General features: G+C 65.5%; 16 protein-coding genes and 1 pseudogene. 9 read left to right on the plus strand and 8 right to left on the minus strand.

Annotated features, from left to right (window positions below; all coding sequences use genetic code 11):
• Positions 1-69 precede the first annotated feature (69 nt).
• The 7 genes from H3V53_RS17780 to H3V53_RS17810 all read left to right on the plus strand — a co-directional run bounded on the left by H3V53_RS17780 (position 70) and on the right by H3V53_RS17810 (position 6,680).
• Positions 70-705: an isochorismatase family protein gene (locus H3V53_RS17780; RefSeq protein ID WP_054921317.1), complete on the plus strand. Its 636-nt coding sequence runs from the start codon at positions 70-72 to the stop codon at positions 703-705.
• Between the two features lie 91 nt (positions 706-796).
• A complete protein-coding gene (locus H3V53_RS17785) occupies positions 797-2,692 on the plus strand; it encodes an amidohydrolase (protein WP_336599074.1) in 1,896 nt (631 codons plus the stop codon).
• A 13-nt stretch (positions 2,693-2,705) separates the two neighbouring features.
• The gene (locus H3V53_RS17790) at positions 2,706-3,113 is read left to right on the plus strand and encodes a DoxX family protein (RefSeq protein WP_336599075.1); all 408 of its coding nucleotides are present in this window, start codon (positions 2,706-2,708) and stop codon (positions 3,111-3,113) included.
• Between the two features lie 84 nt (positions 3,114-3,197).
• Positions 3,198-3,434, plus strand: coding sequence for a DUF1427 family protein (locus H3V53_RS17795; protein ID WP_054921313.1), 237 nt, complete (start codon positions 3,198-3,200; stop codon positions 3,432-3,434).
• Positions 3,416-4,159, plus strand: a complete 744-nt coding sequence (locus H3V53_RS17800) for a YoaK family protein (RefSeq protein WP_336599076.1) — start codon at positions 3,416-3,418, stop codon at positions 4,157-4,159. The genes H3V53_RS17795 and H3V53_RS17800 overlap by 19 nt, the downstream gene beginning before the upstream one ends.
• A 59-nt stretch (positions 4,160-4,218) precedes the next feature.
• Positions 4,219-5,163, plus strand: a complete 945-nt coding sequence (locus tag H3V53_RS17805; RefSeq protein WP_336599077.1) for a VOC family protein — start codon at positions 4,219-4,221, stop codon at positions 5,161-5,163.
• Entirely contained in the window at positions 5,160-6,680 is a 1,521-nt protein-coding gene (locus tag H3V53_RS17810) for an alginate export family protein (protein WP_336599078.1), read from the plus strand. Before H3V53_RS17805 ends, H3V53_RS17810 begins: the two co-directional genes overlap by 4 nt.
• A 100-nt stretch (positions 6,681-6,780) precedes the next feature.
• On the opposite strand, the gene H3V53_RS17815 is transcribed toward H3V53_RS17810, so the two are convergent.
• From H3V53_RS17815 to H3V53_RS17835, 5 genes and pseudogenes are all read right to left on the minus strand, one after another.
• Entirely contained in the window at positions 6,781-7,479 is a 699-nt protein-coding gene (locus H3V53_RS17815; RefSeq protein WP_336599079.1) for a hypothetical protein, read from the minus strand.
• 362 nt (positions 7,480-7,841) lie between these two features.
• Positions 7,842-8,456 (minus strand): 3-isopropylmalate dehydratase small subunit, encoded by a 615-nt coding sequence (leuD, locus tag H3V53_RS17820; RefSeq protein ID WP_336599080.1) that lies wholly within the window; start codon positions 8,454-8,456, stop codon positions 7,842-7,844.
• Positions 8,453-9,861: pseudogene (leuC, locus tag H3V53_RS17825) on the minus strand (3-isopropylmalate dehydratase large subunit). Before leuC ends, leuD begins: the two are co-directional and overlap by 4 nt.
• Before the next feature lie 28 nt (positions 9,862-9,889).
• Positions 9,890-10,768 (minus strand): alpha/beta fold hydrolase, encoded by an 879-nt coding sequence (locus tag H3V53_RS17830; RefSeq protein ID WP_336599081.1) that lies wholly within the window; start codon positions 10,766-10,768, stop codon positions 9,890-9,892.
• A gap of 129 nt (positions 10,769-10,897) precedes the next feature.
• On the minus strand, positions 10,898-11,239 hold the full coding sequence (locus tag H3V53_RS17835; protein WP_336599082.1) for a winged helix-turn-helix transcriptional regulator: 342 nt from the start codon (positions 11,237-11,239) through the stop codon (positions 10,898-10,900).
• A 134-nt stretch (positions 11,240-11,373) separates the two neighbouring features.
• On the opposite strand from H3V53_RS17835, the gene gstA reads away from it, so the two are divergent.
• Positions 11,374-12,009, plus strand: coding sequence for a glutathione transferase GstA (gstA, locus tag H3V53_RS17840; protein ID WP_336599083.1), 636 nt, complete (start codon positions 11,374-11,376; stop codon positions 12,007-12,009).
• Between the two features lie 106 nt (positions 12,010-12,115).
• Here gstA and kdgR read toward each other — a convergent pair whose 3' ends face one another.
• The 3 genes from kdgR to kduI form a co-directional block, all read right to left on the minus strand.
• On the minus strand, positions 12,116-13,000 hold the full coding sequence (gene kdgR / locus H3V53_RS17845) for a DNA-binding transcriptional regulator KdgR (RefSeq protein WP_336599084.1): 885 nt from the start codon (positions 12,998-13,000) through the stop codon (positions 12,116-12,118).
• A 123-nt stretch (positions 13,001-13,123) separates the two neighbouring features.
• The gene (kduD, locus tag H3V53_RS17850; RefSeq protein ID WP_336599085.1) at positions 13,124-13,882 is read right to left on the minus strand and encodes a 2-dehydro-3-deoxy-D-gluconate 5-dehydrogenase KduD; all 759 of its coding nucleotides are present in this window, start codon (positions 13,880-13,882) and stop codon (positions 13,124-13,126) included.
• 31 nt (positions 13,883-13,913) lie between these two features.
• Positions 13,914-14,750: a 5-dehydro-4-deoxy-D-glucuronate isomerase gene (kduI, locus tag H3V53_RS17855; RefSeq protein ID WP_336599086.1), complete on the minus strand. Its 837-nt coding sequence runs from the start codon at positions 14,748-14,750 to the stop codon at positions 13,914-13,916.
• 290 nt (positions 14,751-15,040) lie between these two features.
• On the opposite strand from kduI, the gene kdgT reads away from it, so the two are divergent.
• Positions 15,041-16,060, plus strand: coding sequence for a 2-keto-3-deoxygluconate transporter (gene kdgT / locus H3V53_RS17860; protein WP_336599087.1), 1,020 nt, complete (start codon positions 15,041-15,043; stop codon positions 16,058-16,060).
• The last annotated feature ends 248 nt before the right edge of the window (positions 16,061-16,308 follow it).

The following is a 16,308-nucleotide window of genomic DNA, read 5'->3' on the forward strand; positions in this document are numbered from 1 at the left end:
CGGACATTAGCGTGGCTGCCTTCGTGCAACCGCGCGGGTCTCTCGCACTCTCGCGAAATGGAGCTACTCATGGCCTATGAACTGTTGACGCCCGACACCTGCGCGCTCGCGCTGATCGATCACCAGCCGCAGATGTTCTTCGGCACGAACTCACACGAGCGCACGACCATCCTGCACAACGCGCAGATCCTCGCGAAGAGCGCGAAGCTCTTCAACGTCCCGACCATTCTCACGACGATCGCGTCGGAGTCGTTCAGCGGCCATCTCGTGCCCGAAGTGCAAGCCGTGTTTCCGGAAACGAAGCCGATCGACCGCACGTCGATGAACTCGTGGGAAGACAAGCAATTCCGCGAAGCGATCAAGGCGACGGGCCGCAAGAAGATCGTGATCGCGGGCCTGTGGACTGAAGTGTGCGTGACGTTCCCGACCGTGCAGATGCTCGCCGAAGGCTTCGAGATCTACGTGCCGACGGACGCATGCGGCGACATCACCGAAGAAGCACACGAGCGCGCGGTGCAGCGCATCGTCCAGGCGGGCGCCGTGCCGATGAACTCGCTGCAGTTCATGTGCGAGCTGCAACGCGACTGGGCGCGCGGCGAAACGTACGAAGGCTGCATGGACATCTTCAAGGCGCATAGCGCATACGGCATCGGCGTGCGCTACGCGAAGCAGATTCTCGGCGAGCACGCGAGCGAGGCGGGCTGATCGTCCTTCAATACTGCGATGTCCTGCGCGTCGCGCGATGGTGTGCTGCCGTCGCGCGACGCATGCCCGACCACGAACACGGAGAGCGACGATGAGCACATCGAACCAGCTCAGTCAGCCCAGGCAGCCCGCCCGCATCGCGGACCTGGTGATCTACAACGGCAAGATCGCGACGCAGGACGACAAGCGTTCGTTCGTCACGGCGCTCGCCGTCGCGAAAGGCGAGATCGTCGCGAGCGGCAACGATCACGACATGATGCAATGGGCCAACGAGTCCACGCGCCGCATCGATCTGAAAGGCCGCACGGTGATCCCCGGTCTCAACGACTCGCATCTTCACGTGATTCGCGGCGGCCTCAACTTCAATCTCGAACTGCGCTGGGACGGCGTGCCTTCGCTTGCCGACGCGCTCGCCATGCTGCGCGCGCAGGTGGCGCGCACGCCCGCGCCGCAATGGGTGCGCGTGGTCGGCGGATGGAACGAATTCCAGTTTGCGGAGAAGCGCGGGCCGACGCTCGAAGAGATCAACGCGATCGCACCCGACACGCCCGTGTTCATCCTGCATCTGTACGACAGCGCATTGCTGAACGCGGCCGCGTTGCGCGCCGTCGGCTACGAGCGCGATACGCCGAATCCGCCCGGCGGCGAGATCCAGCGCGACAAGCGCGGCAACCCGACGGGCATGCTGATCGCGCGTCCGAATGCTGGGCTGCTGTACGCGACGCTCGCCAAAGGCCCGAAGCTGCCATTCGACGATCAGGTCAACTCATCGCGCCAGTTCATGCGCGAACTCAATCGACTCGGCGTGACGAGCGCGATCGACGCGGGCGGGGGCTATCAGGCGTATCCCGACGACTACGCCGTCATCATGGAACTCGCGAAGCGTAACGAATTGACGGTGCGCATTGCCTATAACCTGTTCACGCAGAACGCGAAGAAAGAAATCGAAGACTTCGCGAAGTGGGTCAAGGTCACGAAGCCCGGCGACGGCGACGACTTTCTGAAGGTGAACGGCGCGGGCGAAATGCTGGTGTTTTCCGCCGCCGATTTCGAAGACTTCCTGGAGCCGCGCCCCGACTTGCCGGACGCGATGGAAAGCGAGCTCGAAGCCGTCGTGCGGCTGCTCGTGCAAAACCGCTGGCCGTTCCGTCTGCACGCGACGTACGACGAATCGATCGAGCGCTTTCTGAACGTGTTCGAACGCGTGAACATCGATACACCGTTCAACGGGCTGCGCTGGTTCTTCGACCATTGCGAAACGATCTCGCAGAAGAACATCGAACGCATTGCGGCATTGGGCGGCGGCATCGCCGTACAGCACCGGATGGCCTATCAGGGCGAATACTTCATCTCGCGCTATGGCGCGGAGGCGGCGGCGCGCACGCCGCCCGTGCGGCAGATGCTCGCGGCGGGGCTGCCCGTCGGCGCGGGCACGGACGCGACGCGCGTCGCGAGCTTCAACCCGTTCGTGTCGCTGTATTGGCTCGTGTCGGGACGCACGGTGGGCGGCACGCCCATGTACGCGGCGCAAGACCGGCTCGACCGGATGGAAGCGTTGCGCCGCTATACGGTGGGCAGCGCGTGGTTCTCGAACGACGAGACGCGCAAGGGCGCGCTCGTGCCCGGCCAGCTCGCCGATTTCGCCGTGCTCTCCGACGATTTCTTCACGATCGACGAAGACCACATCAAGCATCTGACGTCCGTGCTGACGGTGGTCAACGGCCGCGTCGTCTATGCCGCCGACGAGTTCGAAACGTTGGCGCCGCCCGCGCTGCCCGTGAGCCCGACGTGGTCGCCCGTCGCCGAGTACGGCGGCTATGCGCGTTATCGGCCGATGGCGCCGTTGCAGCAGTCGTGCAACGACGCATGCGTGAACCTGTGTGGCGTGCATCGCCATGCGCACGCGTGGGCGTGGCGCAGCAACGTGCCCGCGAGCGACGCGAACTCGTTCTGGGGCGCGCTCGGTTGCAGCTGCTTCGCGTTCTAGGTGCCTGCACGCAATGAACCGCTTTTGCGCCACCGACGCCGCGCTGCTGTTTCTGCGCGTTACCGCCAGCGTGCTCGTGCTGCTCGTGCATGGATTGCCGAAGGCGCTCCATTTCACGAGCCAGCTCGATGCGATCGAAGACCCGCTGCATCTGGGCAAGACGCTGACGCTCGCGTTCGCGATCTTCGCTGAGGTTGTATGTCCGCTCCTGATGATGGCAGGCATCGCGACGCGACTTGCCGCGCTGCCCATCATGTTCGTCTGCGCGATAGCGCTCGGTCTCGTGCATCGCGAATGGACGCTGGAGCAGGGGCAATTCGCGTGGATGCTGCTGATCATGTTCGGCACGATAGCGATCGGCGGCGCGGGACGTTACCGGCTTGCGCTGCGTGCGCATGCGTCCGGGCAGCGGCAGGTCTGAGGGGCGTCGCATCGCCCAGGACTTTCGCCGCACTCATTTTGCCGGCTGATTGCCGGCTCGTCGTAGAAGGACCAGGAGTACGTCATGTCATATCTGATCTCGCTGGGCGCGGGCCTTGTGGTCGGCCTGCTGTATTACCTCGTGCGCGTGCAGTCGCCTGCGCCGCCCTTGATCGCGCTCGCGGGGCTGCTCGGCATCGTGATCGGCGAGCACGCGATTCCCTTCGTGCAGGCGCAGATCCGTACGCCGGCCGCGCAAACGCAAAGCGCACCAACCGTCACCAGCAGCAAGCCCACGCCGTCATGCAGCAAGGACCAGTGAGCGCGGGCGCGCACGCCGCTGCGCAACTCGATCACGTGCCCGGCGAAGACACCTGGCTCGCGACCATCGCCGGTTATGTCGATACGCTCGGCTTCGTCGCGCTGTTCGGCCTCTTCACCGCACATGTGACGGGCAACTTCATTCTGATCGGCTCGGGCCTCGCGGGCGCGGGGCATGGCCTGTTGATCAAGTGGCTCGCGTTTCCCGCATTCGTCGCGGGCATCGTGGCCGCGCGCGTGCTCGACAACCGCCTGCTCAAACGCGGACACGGCGTGCGCGCCTGTGCGCTGTACGCGCTGCAGGCGGCGCTGCTGGCGGGCTTCATGGCGGCGGGCGTGCTCGCCGCGCCCATCAGCGACGCCGATGCGCCGATGACGATTGCCTGCGGTCTGCTCGGCGCGGCGGCCATGGGCGTGCAGAACGCGCATGGCCGCCTGACGGCGCGCTCCGTCGTCGCGAACACCGTGATGACGGGCAATGTCACGCAGGCCGTGATCGACGCGTTCGATCTGCTGTTCTCGCCCGGCGACGAGAAAACGCGTCACGCGGCGCGCACGCGGCTATGGCGCACGCTGCCGCCCGTCGCCGGATTCGCGGTCGGTGCGGGCGCGGGCGCGGCGGGCTATCTGCTCGCGTCGTTCTGGGCGCTGCTGCTGCCGCTTGCCGCGCTGTGCGCGCTGGCCGTGCTGTCGCGAAAGACGCGCGTGCTGCTCACGCAAACCTGAACGCGCTGCGCGTCGCATGTGAGCGCGCGGCGGCATCCATTACCAGCAAGGAGTTTTTCATGAGCACCGTCAAGATGTATCGAATGTTGCGGGCCGTCGCGATGTCGGCCGTGTCGGCTGTCGCGCTCGGCATCGCGCTGGCCGGCGCGCCGGCGTTTGCCGAAGCCGACCATCAGAACGCGGGCAAGAGCACGCCCGTCGTGTCCGTCGGTCCGCAGTACGACACCACGCACGTGTACGTGTCGGGCCAGGATATCGACGCGTTCGTCAACAGCTTCGTCGCGACGTTCGGTGGCAAGGCGTCGCCGCGCGCCGTGTTCACCGTCACGCCGACGCCGAGCAAGACGGCGTCGCAATATGTGCAGACGCCTGTGGGCATGCTGTCGGTGTTCGCCTTCGAGACGCCCATTCCCTATCCGTTCGGCAACGAGCGCACCGGCTATCTCGTCACCGACATCGACAAGGCCGTGCGCGCCGCGCGCGCGGCGGGCGCGGACGTGATCGTCGATACCTTCGACGATCCCATCGGCAAGGACGCGATCGTCCAGTGGCCGGGCGGCCTTTACATGCAGCTGTACTGGCATACGAAGGCGCCTTCGTACGGTCCGCTCGACACGGTGCCCGACAACCGCGTGTATTTGTCCGCGCAGTCCGCCGACAACTTCATCAAGCGATTCGTGCGCTTCTCGCACGGCAAGGTCGTGTCCGACAACCGCCATGCGGACGGCGCCGAAATCGGCAAGCCGGGCGAGACGATCCGGCGCGTGCGTCTCACGTCGGGCTTCGGCAACATGCTCGTGTTCGTGACGGACGGCAAGCTGCCTTATCCGTTCGGCCACGACGTGACGGGCTATCAGGTCGCCGATCTCGACGCGACCTTGACGAAGGCACAGGGCAACGGCGTCAAGGTGCTGGTGCCCGCAAGCCGCACGGTCGAAGGCCGCACGGCGATGGTCGAATTTCCCGGCGGCTACGTCGCCGAGATTCACGAAGCGACGAAGTGACGGGGCGTCGATCGATGCGGCGCGTCGTGTCGAAGGCGGCCGCCTGTGCCGCGCTCGCGTTGTGCGGCTGGGCCGAAAGCGCGAGCGCCGTCGCAGCGGACGACACGGCCGACCCGGGCGCGGCCGCTGCGCCCATGGCAAGTTCCGCGGCGACGTCTGTGGCAACTTTTGCGGAAACTTCGGCGGCAACGTCGTGCACCGCGAAGCGGCCTTCGTCGCTGTCGTTCAACCGCTGGCAGGAAGACTGGTCGGTGCTGGCGAATCCGTGCGTGCCGCGCAAGCCGTTCGACGCGCTCAAGTACATTCCGCTCGGTGCCGATCCGTCGACGTATCTGTCGCTCGGCGCGAACCTGCGCGAGCGTTTCGAGCTGAACAACACGCCGCTCTTCGGCCTCGGCAGCGCGCGGCCTGACAGCTACGTGATCCAGCGCGCCGAGGTGCACGCGGACGCGCGCATCGGCCAGCATGTGCAGGCGTTTTTCCAGCTCGAGGATGCGCGGCCGTTCGGCAAGGATGCCGTCACGCCCGTCGACAAGAATCCTCTCGACATCGAGCAGGCGTTCGTTGCGTTCGTCTATGGCGTGGGCGGCGGCACGTTCAAGGCGCGGGTCGGCCGTCAGGAGATGGCGTTCGACTTGCAGCGCTTCGTCTCCGTGCGCGACGGCCCGAACGTGCGGCAGGCTTACGACGCGTTGTGGGCCGACTACGAGATCAACAAGTGGCGCTTCATCGGCTACGCGACGCAGCCCGTGCAGTATCGCGACGTCACCGCGTTCGACGATGTGTCGAACCGGCATCTGACGTTCAGCGGCGTGCGCGTCGAGCGCGTGAATACGGGGCCGGGCGATCTGTCCGCGTACTGGTCGCGTTACAACCGCGACAACGCGCGCTTTCTGGATGCGACGGGCACCGAGCATCGCGATGTGTTCGACGTGCGCTACGCGGGCAAGGCCGCGCCGTTCGACTGGGACGCGGAAACGATGCTGCAGACGGGGCACGTCGGCAACGACACGATCGGCGCGTGGGCGTTCGGCGTGCTGGGCGGCTACACCTTCGCGTCGCTGGCGGGCACGCCGCGCCTGGGCTTGCAGGTGGACGGCGCGTCGGGCGACCGGCATCCCGGCGACGGACGCGTCGAGACCTTCAATCCGCTCTTTCCGAACGGCTACTACTTCACGCTCGCGGGTTACACGGGCTACAGCAACCTGATACACGTGAAGCCGTCGGTGACGTTCAAGGTCACGCCGAAGATCACGCTGCTGACCGCGCTCGGCTTCCAGTGGCGCGCGACGGCCGCCGATGCCGTCTACGCCCAGGGCTCGGCCGTCGTGCCTGGCACGGCGGGCAAGGGCACGCGCTGGACGGGCATGTACGCGCAGGTTCGCGCGGATTGGGCCGTCAATTCGAATGTCGCGCTCGCGCTGGAAGCCGTGCACTTCGAAGTCGGCGATTCGTTGCGCGCGTTGGGCGCGCGCAATGCAGACTACGTGGGCGTGGAGGCGAAGTTCGGCTGGTGATCGGTGCGTCACGCGTGCGACGCGTGGCCGCGTGCGGACCCAGCGCCTTCTCGCGAAGGCGCTGTTCGCAGACGGGCCGTCGTTGCGAAAACGCTCCGCGTTAGCGCCATCCGCCGTAACCGCGCCAGCCGTAGCCGTAGCCGTAATACCCCGGGCGATAGACGGGCATCGCCGCGTATTCCATCGGCGCGACGGGCGGCGGGCTCACGTAGACGGGCTGATAGACGGGCACGTAGTGCACGGGCGGCGGCTGGTACGGCTGGAACACGACCGTTTCGGCTTCTTCGGGCGGTGCTTCGTAGACGGGCGCCTGCGTATAGACGGGCGCCGGACGATAGCGCGGACGCGGCGCCGGTGCGGGCGCGTACTGCACGGGCGCGGCGTCGTCATCGTCGTAGCCGGCTTGCGCCTGCAGCGGCTGCTGCGCGACGCGCGGCTGGCTCACACGGCGGACCTGCGCGGTGTCGTCGCCCGGCATGCCGGCGGGCAGCGGCGGCGGCTGCTGTGCAGATGCTTTCGACGTGCGCTTCAACTGGTCGCGCAGCGACGCATACGTCTCGGCGTCTTCCTTCGCGCGGGCGGTGTAGCCGTTGTGATAGGCGTCGCTCAGATCCTTCTGGCGCGCCTTGTTTTCCTCGTCGGCGGTCATCTGCTCCTCGCCCGGATCGAGCGAGGCTTCATTCGTGCCGCCGTTGTCGTAGGCTGACCGCGGCCCGTCAGCCCACGCGGCGGCGGGTGGCAGGGCGCAGACCAGGGTCACGGACGTCGCCGCGGACCCGAGCAATGTGCTGATTCTCATGGTTGTTACCTCGCAGGTGGGCATGCACGGCAAACTCATCGCTGTACACATGCCCGGTGCCGATCGATGCCAATCGGCCTCCCGCCGGAACATGCGTACGTCCATGCCGAATCCACGCTGTCAGCAACGCCCGACGCCCAGCGTTTCATGCGCAAGACATCGTCCGCTCGATCGACATGATGTGACCTAACTTGCCAGCATTCCGCCGCGATGGATGCGATGTAGCACACATTGCGGACCAGATGCGAGGTGAGGGAAAACGTGAGGTCGCGCAGCGGCGCGGCGAAGCAGGTTTTTCCCGGCGTTTCCTCGACGTTTCCTTGACATTTCGATGTCAGGTTCCGCTGTTCGCCGCGTGTGCGTCACAGCACGCTCGCCCACGCGCGGTGCACGAAGTGCTTGCGCTCGAACGCTTCGATGTCGGCGAGCGCGGACAGCGTCAGGTCGACCGTGTCCATGCCTTCGATCACCATCTGCTTGTGACGCGCGCCTAGCGGATACGTGTAGACGTTTCCGCGCGCGTCGCCGACGGTCTGTCGTTCGAGGTCGATGCGCATGCGCGAGGCGGGTTCATGCGTCGCGGCATGCAGCAATGCGTCGATGGCGTCGCGCTCGAGTTGCACGAGCAGCAACCGGTTGTTCATCGCGTTCGAATAGAAAATCTCCGCGAAGCCCGGTGCAATGACGGCCTGAAAGCCGTATTGCTGCAAGCCCCACACCGCGTGCTCGCGGCTCGATCCGCAGCCGAAGTTCGCGCCGCCGATCAGAATGCGCGCGCCTTCATACGCGGCCTGGTTGAGCACGCAATGGGTGCGCGGCGCGCCGTGCGCGTCGAAGCGCAAGTCGTACAGCAGGCCGTCGGCCAGACCGGCTTTGTCGATGATGCGCAGAAACTGCTTCGGCATGATCTGGTCGGTGTCGAGGTTGTCGATGGGCAGCGGCGCTGCCGTGCCTTCGATCGTCGTCAAGCGGTTCATTGCGCGTGCGCCTCCAGGGTGCGGACATCGGTGATGCAGCCCGTCAGCGCGGCGGCCGCCGCCATCGCCGGGCTCATCAGATGCGTGCGGCCGTCGCGTCCCTGGCGGCCTTCGAAATTGCGGTTGGTCGTCGACGCGCAGCGCTGCATCGAGCAGTCGCGTTCATTGCGAGACACATCGAGCAGCCCGGCTCGCGCCATTCGAAGCCCGCGTCAATCAGCGTCTGCGCGACGCCTTCGCGCTCGGCGGCGCGGCGCACACTGCCCGAGCCGGGCACGACCATCGCGCGCACGCCGCGGGCAACGCGCTTGCCGCGCACGATGGCGGCGACGGCGCGCAGATCTTCGATGCGCGCGTTCGTGCACGAGCCGATGAACACGCGGTCGATGCGCGTGCCCGCCAGCGGCTGACCGGCCTCGAGGCCCATATAGGCGAGCGCCCGCCGCAGCGATGCGGCGGCTTCGGGCGAATGCTGCCCGGCCTCGACGGGAATGCGTTCGTCGATCGCGATGGCCTGGTCCGGGCTCGTGCCCCACGTGACGAACGGCGCGATGTCGCGTGCGTCGAAGCGATGCTCGGCGTCGAAACGCGCACCTTCGTCGGAGTGCAGCCCGCGCCAGTCGTCGAGCGCGCGCAGCGCGTCGTCGTCGAGCGACGAAACGTGGGCGCGCACGTAGTCCAAGGTCGTCTGATCGGGCGCGATCAACGCGGCGCGCGCGCCCGCCTCGACGGCCATGTTGCACAACGTCATGCGCGCTTCCGCGGACAGCGACGCGACGGTCGATCCCGCGAACTCGACGGCATAACCGCGCGCGCCTTGCGCGCCGATGCGGCTGAGCAGCCAGATCACGACATCCTTCGACGATGTGCCATATGGCAAGGCACCGTCGATCGTGATACGCATGGTTTGCGCGAGGCGATAGGCGAGCGTTTGCGTGGCGAGCACATGCTCGACTTCCGAGGTGCCGATGCCGAAGCCGAGGGCGCCCAGCGCGCCATACGTGGTCGTGTGGCTGTCGCCGCACAACACGACCATGCCGGGACGCACGAGCCCGAGTTCGGGCGCGACGATGTGCTCGATGCCTTGCAACGGATCGTTCGCGGCGAGTATCCGGATGTCCTCGCGCTCGCAGTTGCGCGCGAGATTCTGCGCGAGCTTCAGCGACGCGGCATCGCGGATCACGCGCGGCGTTTGCGCATGCGTCGGAATGATGTGACTGACGACGGCAAGCTGCTGCCGCGGCCTGCGCACCTTGCGGCCACGTGCTTCGAGCGCGCTGAATGCCTGCGGGCTCGTGTACTCGTTCATCACGTGCAGATCGACGTAGAGCAGCACGTTCTCATCGTCGATGCGCGATACGAGATGCGAATCGACGAGTTTCTGGTAGAGGGTTCGTTTTGACATGGCGATGGCGGGTTGCGCGGCGTTGAAGTCATGCGCCGAGAAATGGCAGCACTCGGTCGAGCAGCCATTGCGGCGCTTCTTCGGGGATGTAGTGGCCGCATGGCAGCGCTTCGCCTTGCACCTGCGGCGCATACGCACGCCACTCGGCGAGAGGATCGAAGCATTGTTCGATCACGCCGTGCGCGCCCCACAGCGCGAGAAAATCGCAGGCGATCTGCTGTTGTGCGGCGAGCGTCGCGCGGTCGTGATCGAGGTCGATCGTGATGCTGGCGCGGTAGTCTTCGCAGATGCCGTATGCCGTCGCGGGATCGGACAGGCAGCGCAGATACGCCGCATAGGCGTCGGCCGTGAAAGGCGCGAGGCCCGCGCTGCGCGCGCCGATCGTCTGTTTCAGATACAGGTCGGGGTCGGCTCGGATCAGCGTCTCCGGAAACGGCGCGGAGCGCACGAGCATGAACCAGTGCCAGTAGGCGCGCGCGAAGTCGAACGAGGTTTGCTCGTACATCGCCAGCGTGGGCGCGACGTCGAGCGTGACGAGACGCTTGACGGCGTCGGGATGATCGAGCGCCATGCGCGCCGCCACGCGGCCGCCGCGATCATGGCCGATCACGGCAAACGACGCGAAACCATGCGCGCGCATCAGTTCGAGCTGGTCGAGCGCCATGCGGCGCTTCGAGTAGTTCGCGTGACCGGCGGTGCCCGGCGGTTTTCCGCTGTCGCCGTAGCCGCGCAGATCGGCGGCGATCACCGTGAAGCGCTCGGCAAGCGCGGGCGCGACCTTGTGCCAGATCGCGTGCGTCTGCGGGTGTCCGTGCAACAGCAGCAACGCGGGACCGCGTCCGCCCTTGATCGCGTGAATCGTGATGCCGTCAACCTCTGCCGACGCATCGGTGAAACCTTCGAACATCGTTGTCTCCCAAGTTGCATCGAGTCTAATTGATGCCTTGGGAGATTCGGTTTCCTTTGAGGCATTCCGGTCGTAACTACGAGGAACGAATCCGGGATGCGATGAACGGCGCGTGTTTGAGGGGACGCCTCAACCGAATTTCAGTTGATCGCCGACCTTCGCGATGGTGGCGATGGCGGGCAGAAGCTCGGCGCCGAGGGCAGTCAGGCTGTACTCCACGGATGGCGGTGACGTCGGCATGACGTGCCGCGCAAGAATGCCGCTCGCTTCGAGATGGCGCAAACGGGTTGTCAGCACCTTCGCAGAAATGGCGGGCATGTCGACGCGCAATTCGGTGAACCGCCGTGGCGCCGCGCTCAGATTCCAGATGATTTCCGGCGTCCATGCGCCGCTGAGCAGCGCCAGGCATTTGCTGAGCGGGCAGATGTTGCCGGGTGCCGGCGAGCGGTTCTTTCGCAGTTTCAGCGACACGTTCTTCCTCCGGACGAGCAATGCGGGTTACCAGATGGATACCGAAGAATCTTTGTCATCCGAAGCCAACCGGTTTATTTCATTGACCTGTTATGGCATCGTTCGAACCACATTCAATGAAATAAGGATGACTGATGAAACTTTACTACACACCCGGAACCTGTTCGCTTTCGCCGCACATTGTAATGCGCGAATTGGGCATGCAGTTCGAACTGGAACGCGTCGATCTCACGACACAGCAAACGCAGAGCGGAGAAGATTTTCTCGCGATCAATCCAAAGGGCTACGTGGCGGCGTTGAGGCTGGACAACGGAGAGGTCCTGACAGAAGGCGCTGCCATCGTGATGCATCTGGGCGAAGGCAGCCATCTCGTGCCGCCGCCGGGAACGATCGAGCGCGCGCGATTGAACGAGATGCTCGTCTATATCGCGGCGGAACTGCATCAGGCCTTCGGCCCGCTATTTCATGTGGAAACACCGGAGGAAGCGGCCAAGGCGCGCGCCAAAGTGTTTGACCGGCTCACGTTCGTCGAATCGCTGTTCGCGGATGGGCGGCCTTTCCTGTTGGGGAGCCGCGTGTCGGTGGCGGACTTCTATCTGTTCGTGGTCGCGCGTTGGAGCGCGCACCTCGAGCTTGATTTGCATCGATGGCCGAAGCTGGCGGCTTTCATCGAACGGATGGAAGCGCGTCCCGCTGCGCAGGCTGCGCTGATCGCGGAGGAAGCGTCCGATACGCATTCTGGACTGTTGTGCGCTACAGCGAGCGATTGAGCGAGACGTCGTCATGAGCGCGGACGTTTGCGCGCGCGAGTCGTTCCGGCGCGTGCAAACGTAACGGAACGTGCGTGCCGCTACAGGCTCATACGCACCAGGCGCGTCAGCCGGGATGCGTCAATTCAGCCCCTTCCCGCGCCGCTTGGCGATACCCGAGCCGCGCCGACAACGCCGCGCCCGCTTCCTTCAGCAAGGTCACGTAATGCAGCTTCGTATCGGCGCCGCAGCGCATCGTCGGGAACGACACCGACAGGCCCGCGATCACCCGGCCGAAGCGGTCGAACACGGGAACGGCGAGGCACCGCAAGCCTTCTTCCTGTTCCTCGATGTCTTCGCCGTAACCTTGCGCGCGCACCTGCGGCAGGATGCTCATCACGGCTTCGGCGGAAGCGAGCGTCTTGGCCGTCGACTTGCGGAACTCGATATGCGACAGCACTTCGCGCGCGTCGGCGGGGTCCATCCACGCGAGCAGCACCTTGCCGATGGCCGTGCTGTGCAGCGGATTTCGGCGGCCGATGCGCGACTGCATGCGCAGTCCGTAATCGGCGTCGATCTTGTGGATGTAGATGATCGCGTCTTCGTCGAACATGCCGAGATGCACGGCCTCGCGCGTGGCGCTCGCAATCCGGCGCATGTCGATGTCGGCCTCGCGCACGAGATCGACGCTCTCCAGCGCTTTTGCGCCGAGTTCGAACAAGCGGATCGTCAGCCGATAACGTTCCGTCTCGACTTCCTGCGTCACGTAGCCGAGCGCCTTGAGCGTCTGCAGCACGCGGTGCACCGTCGTCTTCGATAGCGACAGGCGCTGCGACAACTCGCTGATGCCGATCTGTCCGCTATCGCCGATCGCGCCGAGAATCGCGAACACGCGCGCGACCGACGACAGCGATTCGCCCTTGTCGGCGGTATCCGCTTCAGGTGAGAGCGGGTTGGCGGCGCGCTTGCGCGGCGCGGCGGACGGTGTGTTGCGTTTGTCGATGGCTGACATGTCGGTCGTGCATTTCCGGAGGTTCGCTGCATCACGGCACGCAGGCGCGCGGCGTGTGCAGCGAGCGTGGCGCAGCGATGGTGCTGATCGGCGAAATATACCGCGTGCGCGGTGCAATTCACATCATCGCGCGAGCCATCCGCCGTCGACGGCGAGCGTGTGGCCGTGCACGTAGTCCGAAGCCGCCGACGCGAGAAACACCGCCGGGCCCGCGAGATCGTCGGGCGTGCCCCAGCGTCCCGCCGGAATGCGCGCGAGGATTTCGCCGTTGCGCTGCTCGTCTTCGCGCAGCGCGGCCGTGTTCGACGTCGCCATGTAGCCGGGCGCGATCGCGTTGACGTTGATGCCGCGCGCGGCCCATTCGTTCGCGAGCAGCCGCGTCAAGCCGACAATGCCGCTTTTTGCCGCCGTGTACGACGCGACGCGAATCCCGCCCTGAAAGGACAGCATCGACGCGATGTTGATGATCTTGCCGCGCTGCTGCCGTTCCACGAAGTGCCGCGCGGCGGCCTGCGCGAGAAAGAACGCGCTTTTCAGGTTCACGTTCATCACGGCGTCCCAGTCGTCCACGGAGAACGCGAGCGCGTCAGCGCGACGGATGATGCCCGCGTTGTTCACCAGCACGTCGAGCCGTCCGCACGCTTCGAGCGCGGCCCGCACGATATCGTTGACGCACGCGGTCTCCGCCAGGTCGGCGCTCACGCCGACGTAGCGGCGGCCCAGCGCTTGCACGCGATGCGCCGTGTCGCTGTCGTCGGAGCGGCTCACGCCGACGATATCGCAGCCCACCGCCGCGAGCGCGTGCGCCATGCCCGCGCCGAGTCCCGTGTTGCTGCCCGTGACGAGCGCGACCTTGCCGCTGAGGTCAAAGGCCGTATTCATGCGCTGCTCCTGTTCGATAGAAACGTTGCGCTCAGCGCAGATCGCGCACGGCGAGATGGTCCATGTCGCCGAACACCTGGTTCTCGCCCACCATGCCCCAGATGAACGTGTACGCGCGCGTGCCGACGCCCGAGTGAATCGACCAGCTCGGTGAGATCACGGCCTGCTCGTTGTGCACGAGAATGTGCCGCGTTTGCTGCGGCTCGCCGAGCATGTGAAAGACGGCGGCATCGTCGGCGACGTTGAAGTAGAAATAGACCTCCATGCGCCGATCGTGCGTATGGCACGGCATCGTGTTCCACAGGCTGCCGGGCTCGAGCTTGGTCATGCCCATCGACAACTGGCAGGTGGGCAGCACTTCGGGAACGATGAACTTGTAGATCGTGCGGCGGTTGCTCGTCGCGGGATCGCCGAGCGTTTGCGGCGACGCCTGGTCGAGCGTGATCGTGCGCGTCGGATACGTGGCCTGCGCGGGCGCGCAGTTCAGATAGAACTTCGCGGGGCGCGCGGGATCATCGCTGCCGAAGGTCAGCGACTGCGTGCCCTTGCCGACGTAGATCGCTTCCTCGTTGCGCACGGCAAAGCGCTGACCGTCCGCCTCGACCCAGCCGTCGCCGCCGATATTGATCGCGCCGAGTTCGCGCCGCTCGAGCAGATAGCTCACGCCGATCGACTTGCCGAGCGAGGCGGGCACTTCGACGGCACGCGTCTGCGGCAATGCGCCGCCAACGATGATCCGGTCGATATGGCTATACGTGAGCGCGAGCGCGTCGGTCTGGAAAACCTTTTCGACGAGGAACGCTTTTCTGAGGCCCGCCGTGTCGAGCGCTTTCGCGTACTCGCTGTTGATGCTCTGTCTGACTTCCATGTCTCCTCCGGCTGCGGGTGGGCGCGCCGGGCGCCACGTCCGGGTTGGCTTTGCGCGCAGTCTAGCATGATCGGAACGCCGGTCCGCAATGGAAAAATCGCGGGATCACCAGATAGCGGGAGCGGTTTTAAAAGAGCAGGGTAAACGATTAATCTTAGTGCATATAAAACCGGAACATTGTTCCTTTATCGAGTGCTATAGTCCGCGAACAGGCGGACAGAGCCGGATGAATACCGGACAGCGCCGCCGTTCCCATCACCGGCCTGGCGTCGTATGGAGGAGACAGAGACATGAATCTGAAGAAGGCAATCGACCGCGTACCCGGCGGTCTCATGTTGATCCCGCTACTGCTCGGCGCATGCGTGCATTCGTTCGCGCCTGGCGCAGGCAAGTACTTTGGCTCATTCACCAACGGTCTGATCACGGGCACAGTGCCGATCCTCGCCGTGTGGTTCTTCTGCATGGGCGCGACCATCGATTTGCGCGCCACGGGCACTGTGCTGCGCAAGTCGGGCACGCTGCTCGTCACGAAGATGCTGGTCGCGTGGCTCGCGACGATCGTCGCGTCCTATCTGCTGCCCATCGATGGCATCAAGACGGGCTTGTTCGCGGGGCTTTCCGTGCTGGCCATCACGACGTCGATGGACATGACCAACGGCGGCCTGTACGCCGCCGTGATGCAGCAGTACGGCACGAAGGAAGAGGCGGGGGCGTTCGTGCTGATGTCGATCGAATCGGGGCCGCTCGTCAGCATGATCATTCTGGGCGCGACGGGCGTGGCGTTCTTCGAGCCGCGGCTCTTTGTCGGCGCGGTGCTGCCGTTTTTGATCGGCTTTACGCTCGGCAATCTGGATAGCGCGCTGCGCGAGCTGTTCGGCCGCTGCGTGGTGCCGCTGATTCCGTTCTTCGGCTTCGCGCTCGGCAACGGCATCGACCTGAACGTGATCGTCAAGAGCGGCGTGCCGGGCGTGCTGCTGGGCCTCGGCGTGATCGTCGTCACGGGCATTCCGCTGATCCTCGCCGACCGGCTGATCGCAGGCGGCAATGGCGCGGCGGGGCTCGCGGCTTCGTCGACGGCGGGTGCGGCGGTGGCCAATCCGTCGATCATCGGCGAGATGATTCCGCGCTTCAAACCGATGGTGCCCGCCGCGACGGCGATGGTCGCAACCGCCTGCCTCGTCACCGCGATTCTCGTGCCCATTCTCACGGCGATGTGGACGCGGCGCGCGCGCCTGAAAGCGGGGCTCGCCGACTTGCAGGCCGAGGAGGACGCGGGGCCGATGCCGCAGCCGCTCGGTGCGCATGAGTGACATGCGCGTCGTGCGCAGGTAGGGCACATGCCGGACGCGATTGGCGTGACGGGCTGACGAGCAGCCCGTCACGTTTTTTTCATTGGATGCTCATCGACGCGCCGCACGAACGGCGCAAACCGCGCAACACCGCGCGCTAATTGCGGCCTAATTCGCGGCGTCGACAATTCGCTTCACGGTGTGCAGCGAGACCCTGATGGACGATGTGCCAAGCGTTCTATCGCAGGCTGCGCCAGCACGCGGCACCC

Source organism: Paraburkholderia bengalensis, assembly GCF_037126505.1.
Lineage (GTDB): Bacteria > Pseudomonadota > Gammaproteobacteria > Burkholderiales > Burkholderiaceae > Paraburkholderia > Paraburkholderia bengalensis.

Excerpts from the sequence above, each read along its gene's own strand:
- H3V53_RS17780 (WP_054921317.1), top strand. The coding sequence starts at position 70 with ATGGCCTATGAACTGTTGACGCCCGACACCTGCGCGCTCGCGCTGATC.
- H3V53_RS17785 (WP_336599074.1), top strand. The coding sequence starts at position 797 with ATGAGCACATCGAACCAGCTCAGTCAGCCCAGGCAGCCCGCCCGCATC.
- H3V53_RS17790 (WP_336599075.1), top strand. The coding sequence starts at position 2,706 with ATGAACCGCTTTTGCGCCACCGACGCCGCGCTGCTGTTTCTGCGCGTT.
- H3V53_RS17795 (WP_054921313.1), top strand. The coding sequence starts at position 3,198 with ATGTCATATCTGATCTCGCTGGGCGCGGGCCTTGTGGTCGGCCTGCTG.
- H3V53_RS17800 (WP_336599076.1), top strand. The coding sequence starts at position 3,416 with ATGCAGCAAGGACCAGTGAGCGCGGGCGCGCACGCCGCTGCGCAACTC.
- H3V53_RS17805 (WP_336599077.1), top strand. The coding sequence starts at position 4,219 with ATGAGCACCGTCAAGATGTATCGAATGTTGCGGGCCGTCGCGATGTCG.
- H3V53_RS17815 (WP_336599079.1), bottom strand. The coding sequence starts at position 7,479 with ATGAGAATCAGCACATTGCTCGGGTCCGCGGCGACGTCCGTGACCCTG.
- leuD (WP_336599080.1), bottom strand. The coding sequence starts at position 8,456 with ATGAACCGCTTGACGACGATCGAAGGCACGGCAGCGCCGCTGCCCATC.
- H3V53_RS17830 (WP_336599081.1), bottom strand. The coding sequence starts at position 10,768 with ATGTTCGAAGGTTTCACCGATGCGTCGGCAGAGGTTGACGGCATCACG.
- gstA (WP_336599083.1), top strand. The coding sequence starts at position 11,374 with ATGAAACTTTACTACACACCCGGAACCTGTTCGCTTTCGCCGCACATT.
- kdgR (WP_336599084.1), bottom strand. The coding sequence starts at position 13,000 with ATGTCAGCCATCGACAAACGCAACACACCGTCCGCCGCGCCGCGCAAG.
- kduD (WP_336599085.1), bottom strand. The coding sequence starts at position 13,882 with ATGAATACGGCCTTTGACCTCAGCGGCAAGGTCGCGCTCGTCACGGGC.
- kduI (WP_336599086.1), bottom strand. The coding sequence starts at position 14,750 with ATGGAAGTCAGACAGAGCATCAACAGCGAGTACGCGAAAGCGCTCGAC.
- kdgT (WP_336599087.1), top strand. The coding sequence starts at position 15,041 with ATGAATCTGAAGAAGGCAATCGACCGCGTACCCGGCGGTCTCATGTTG.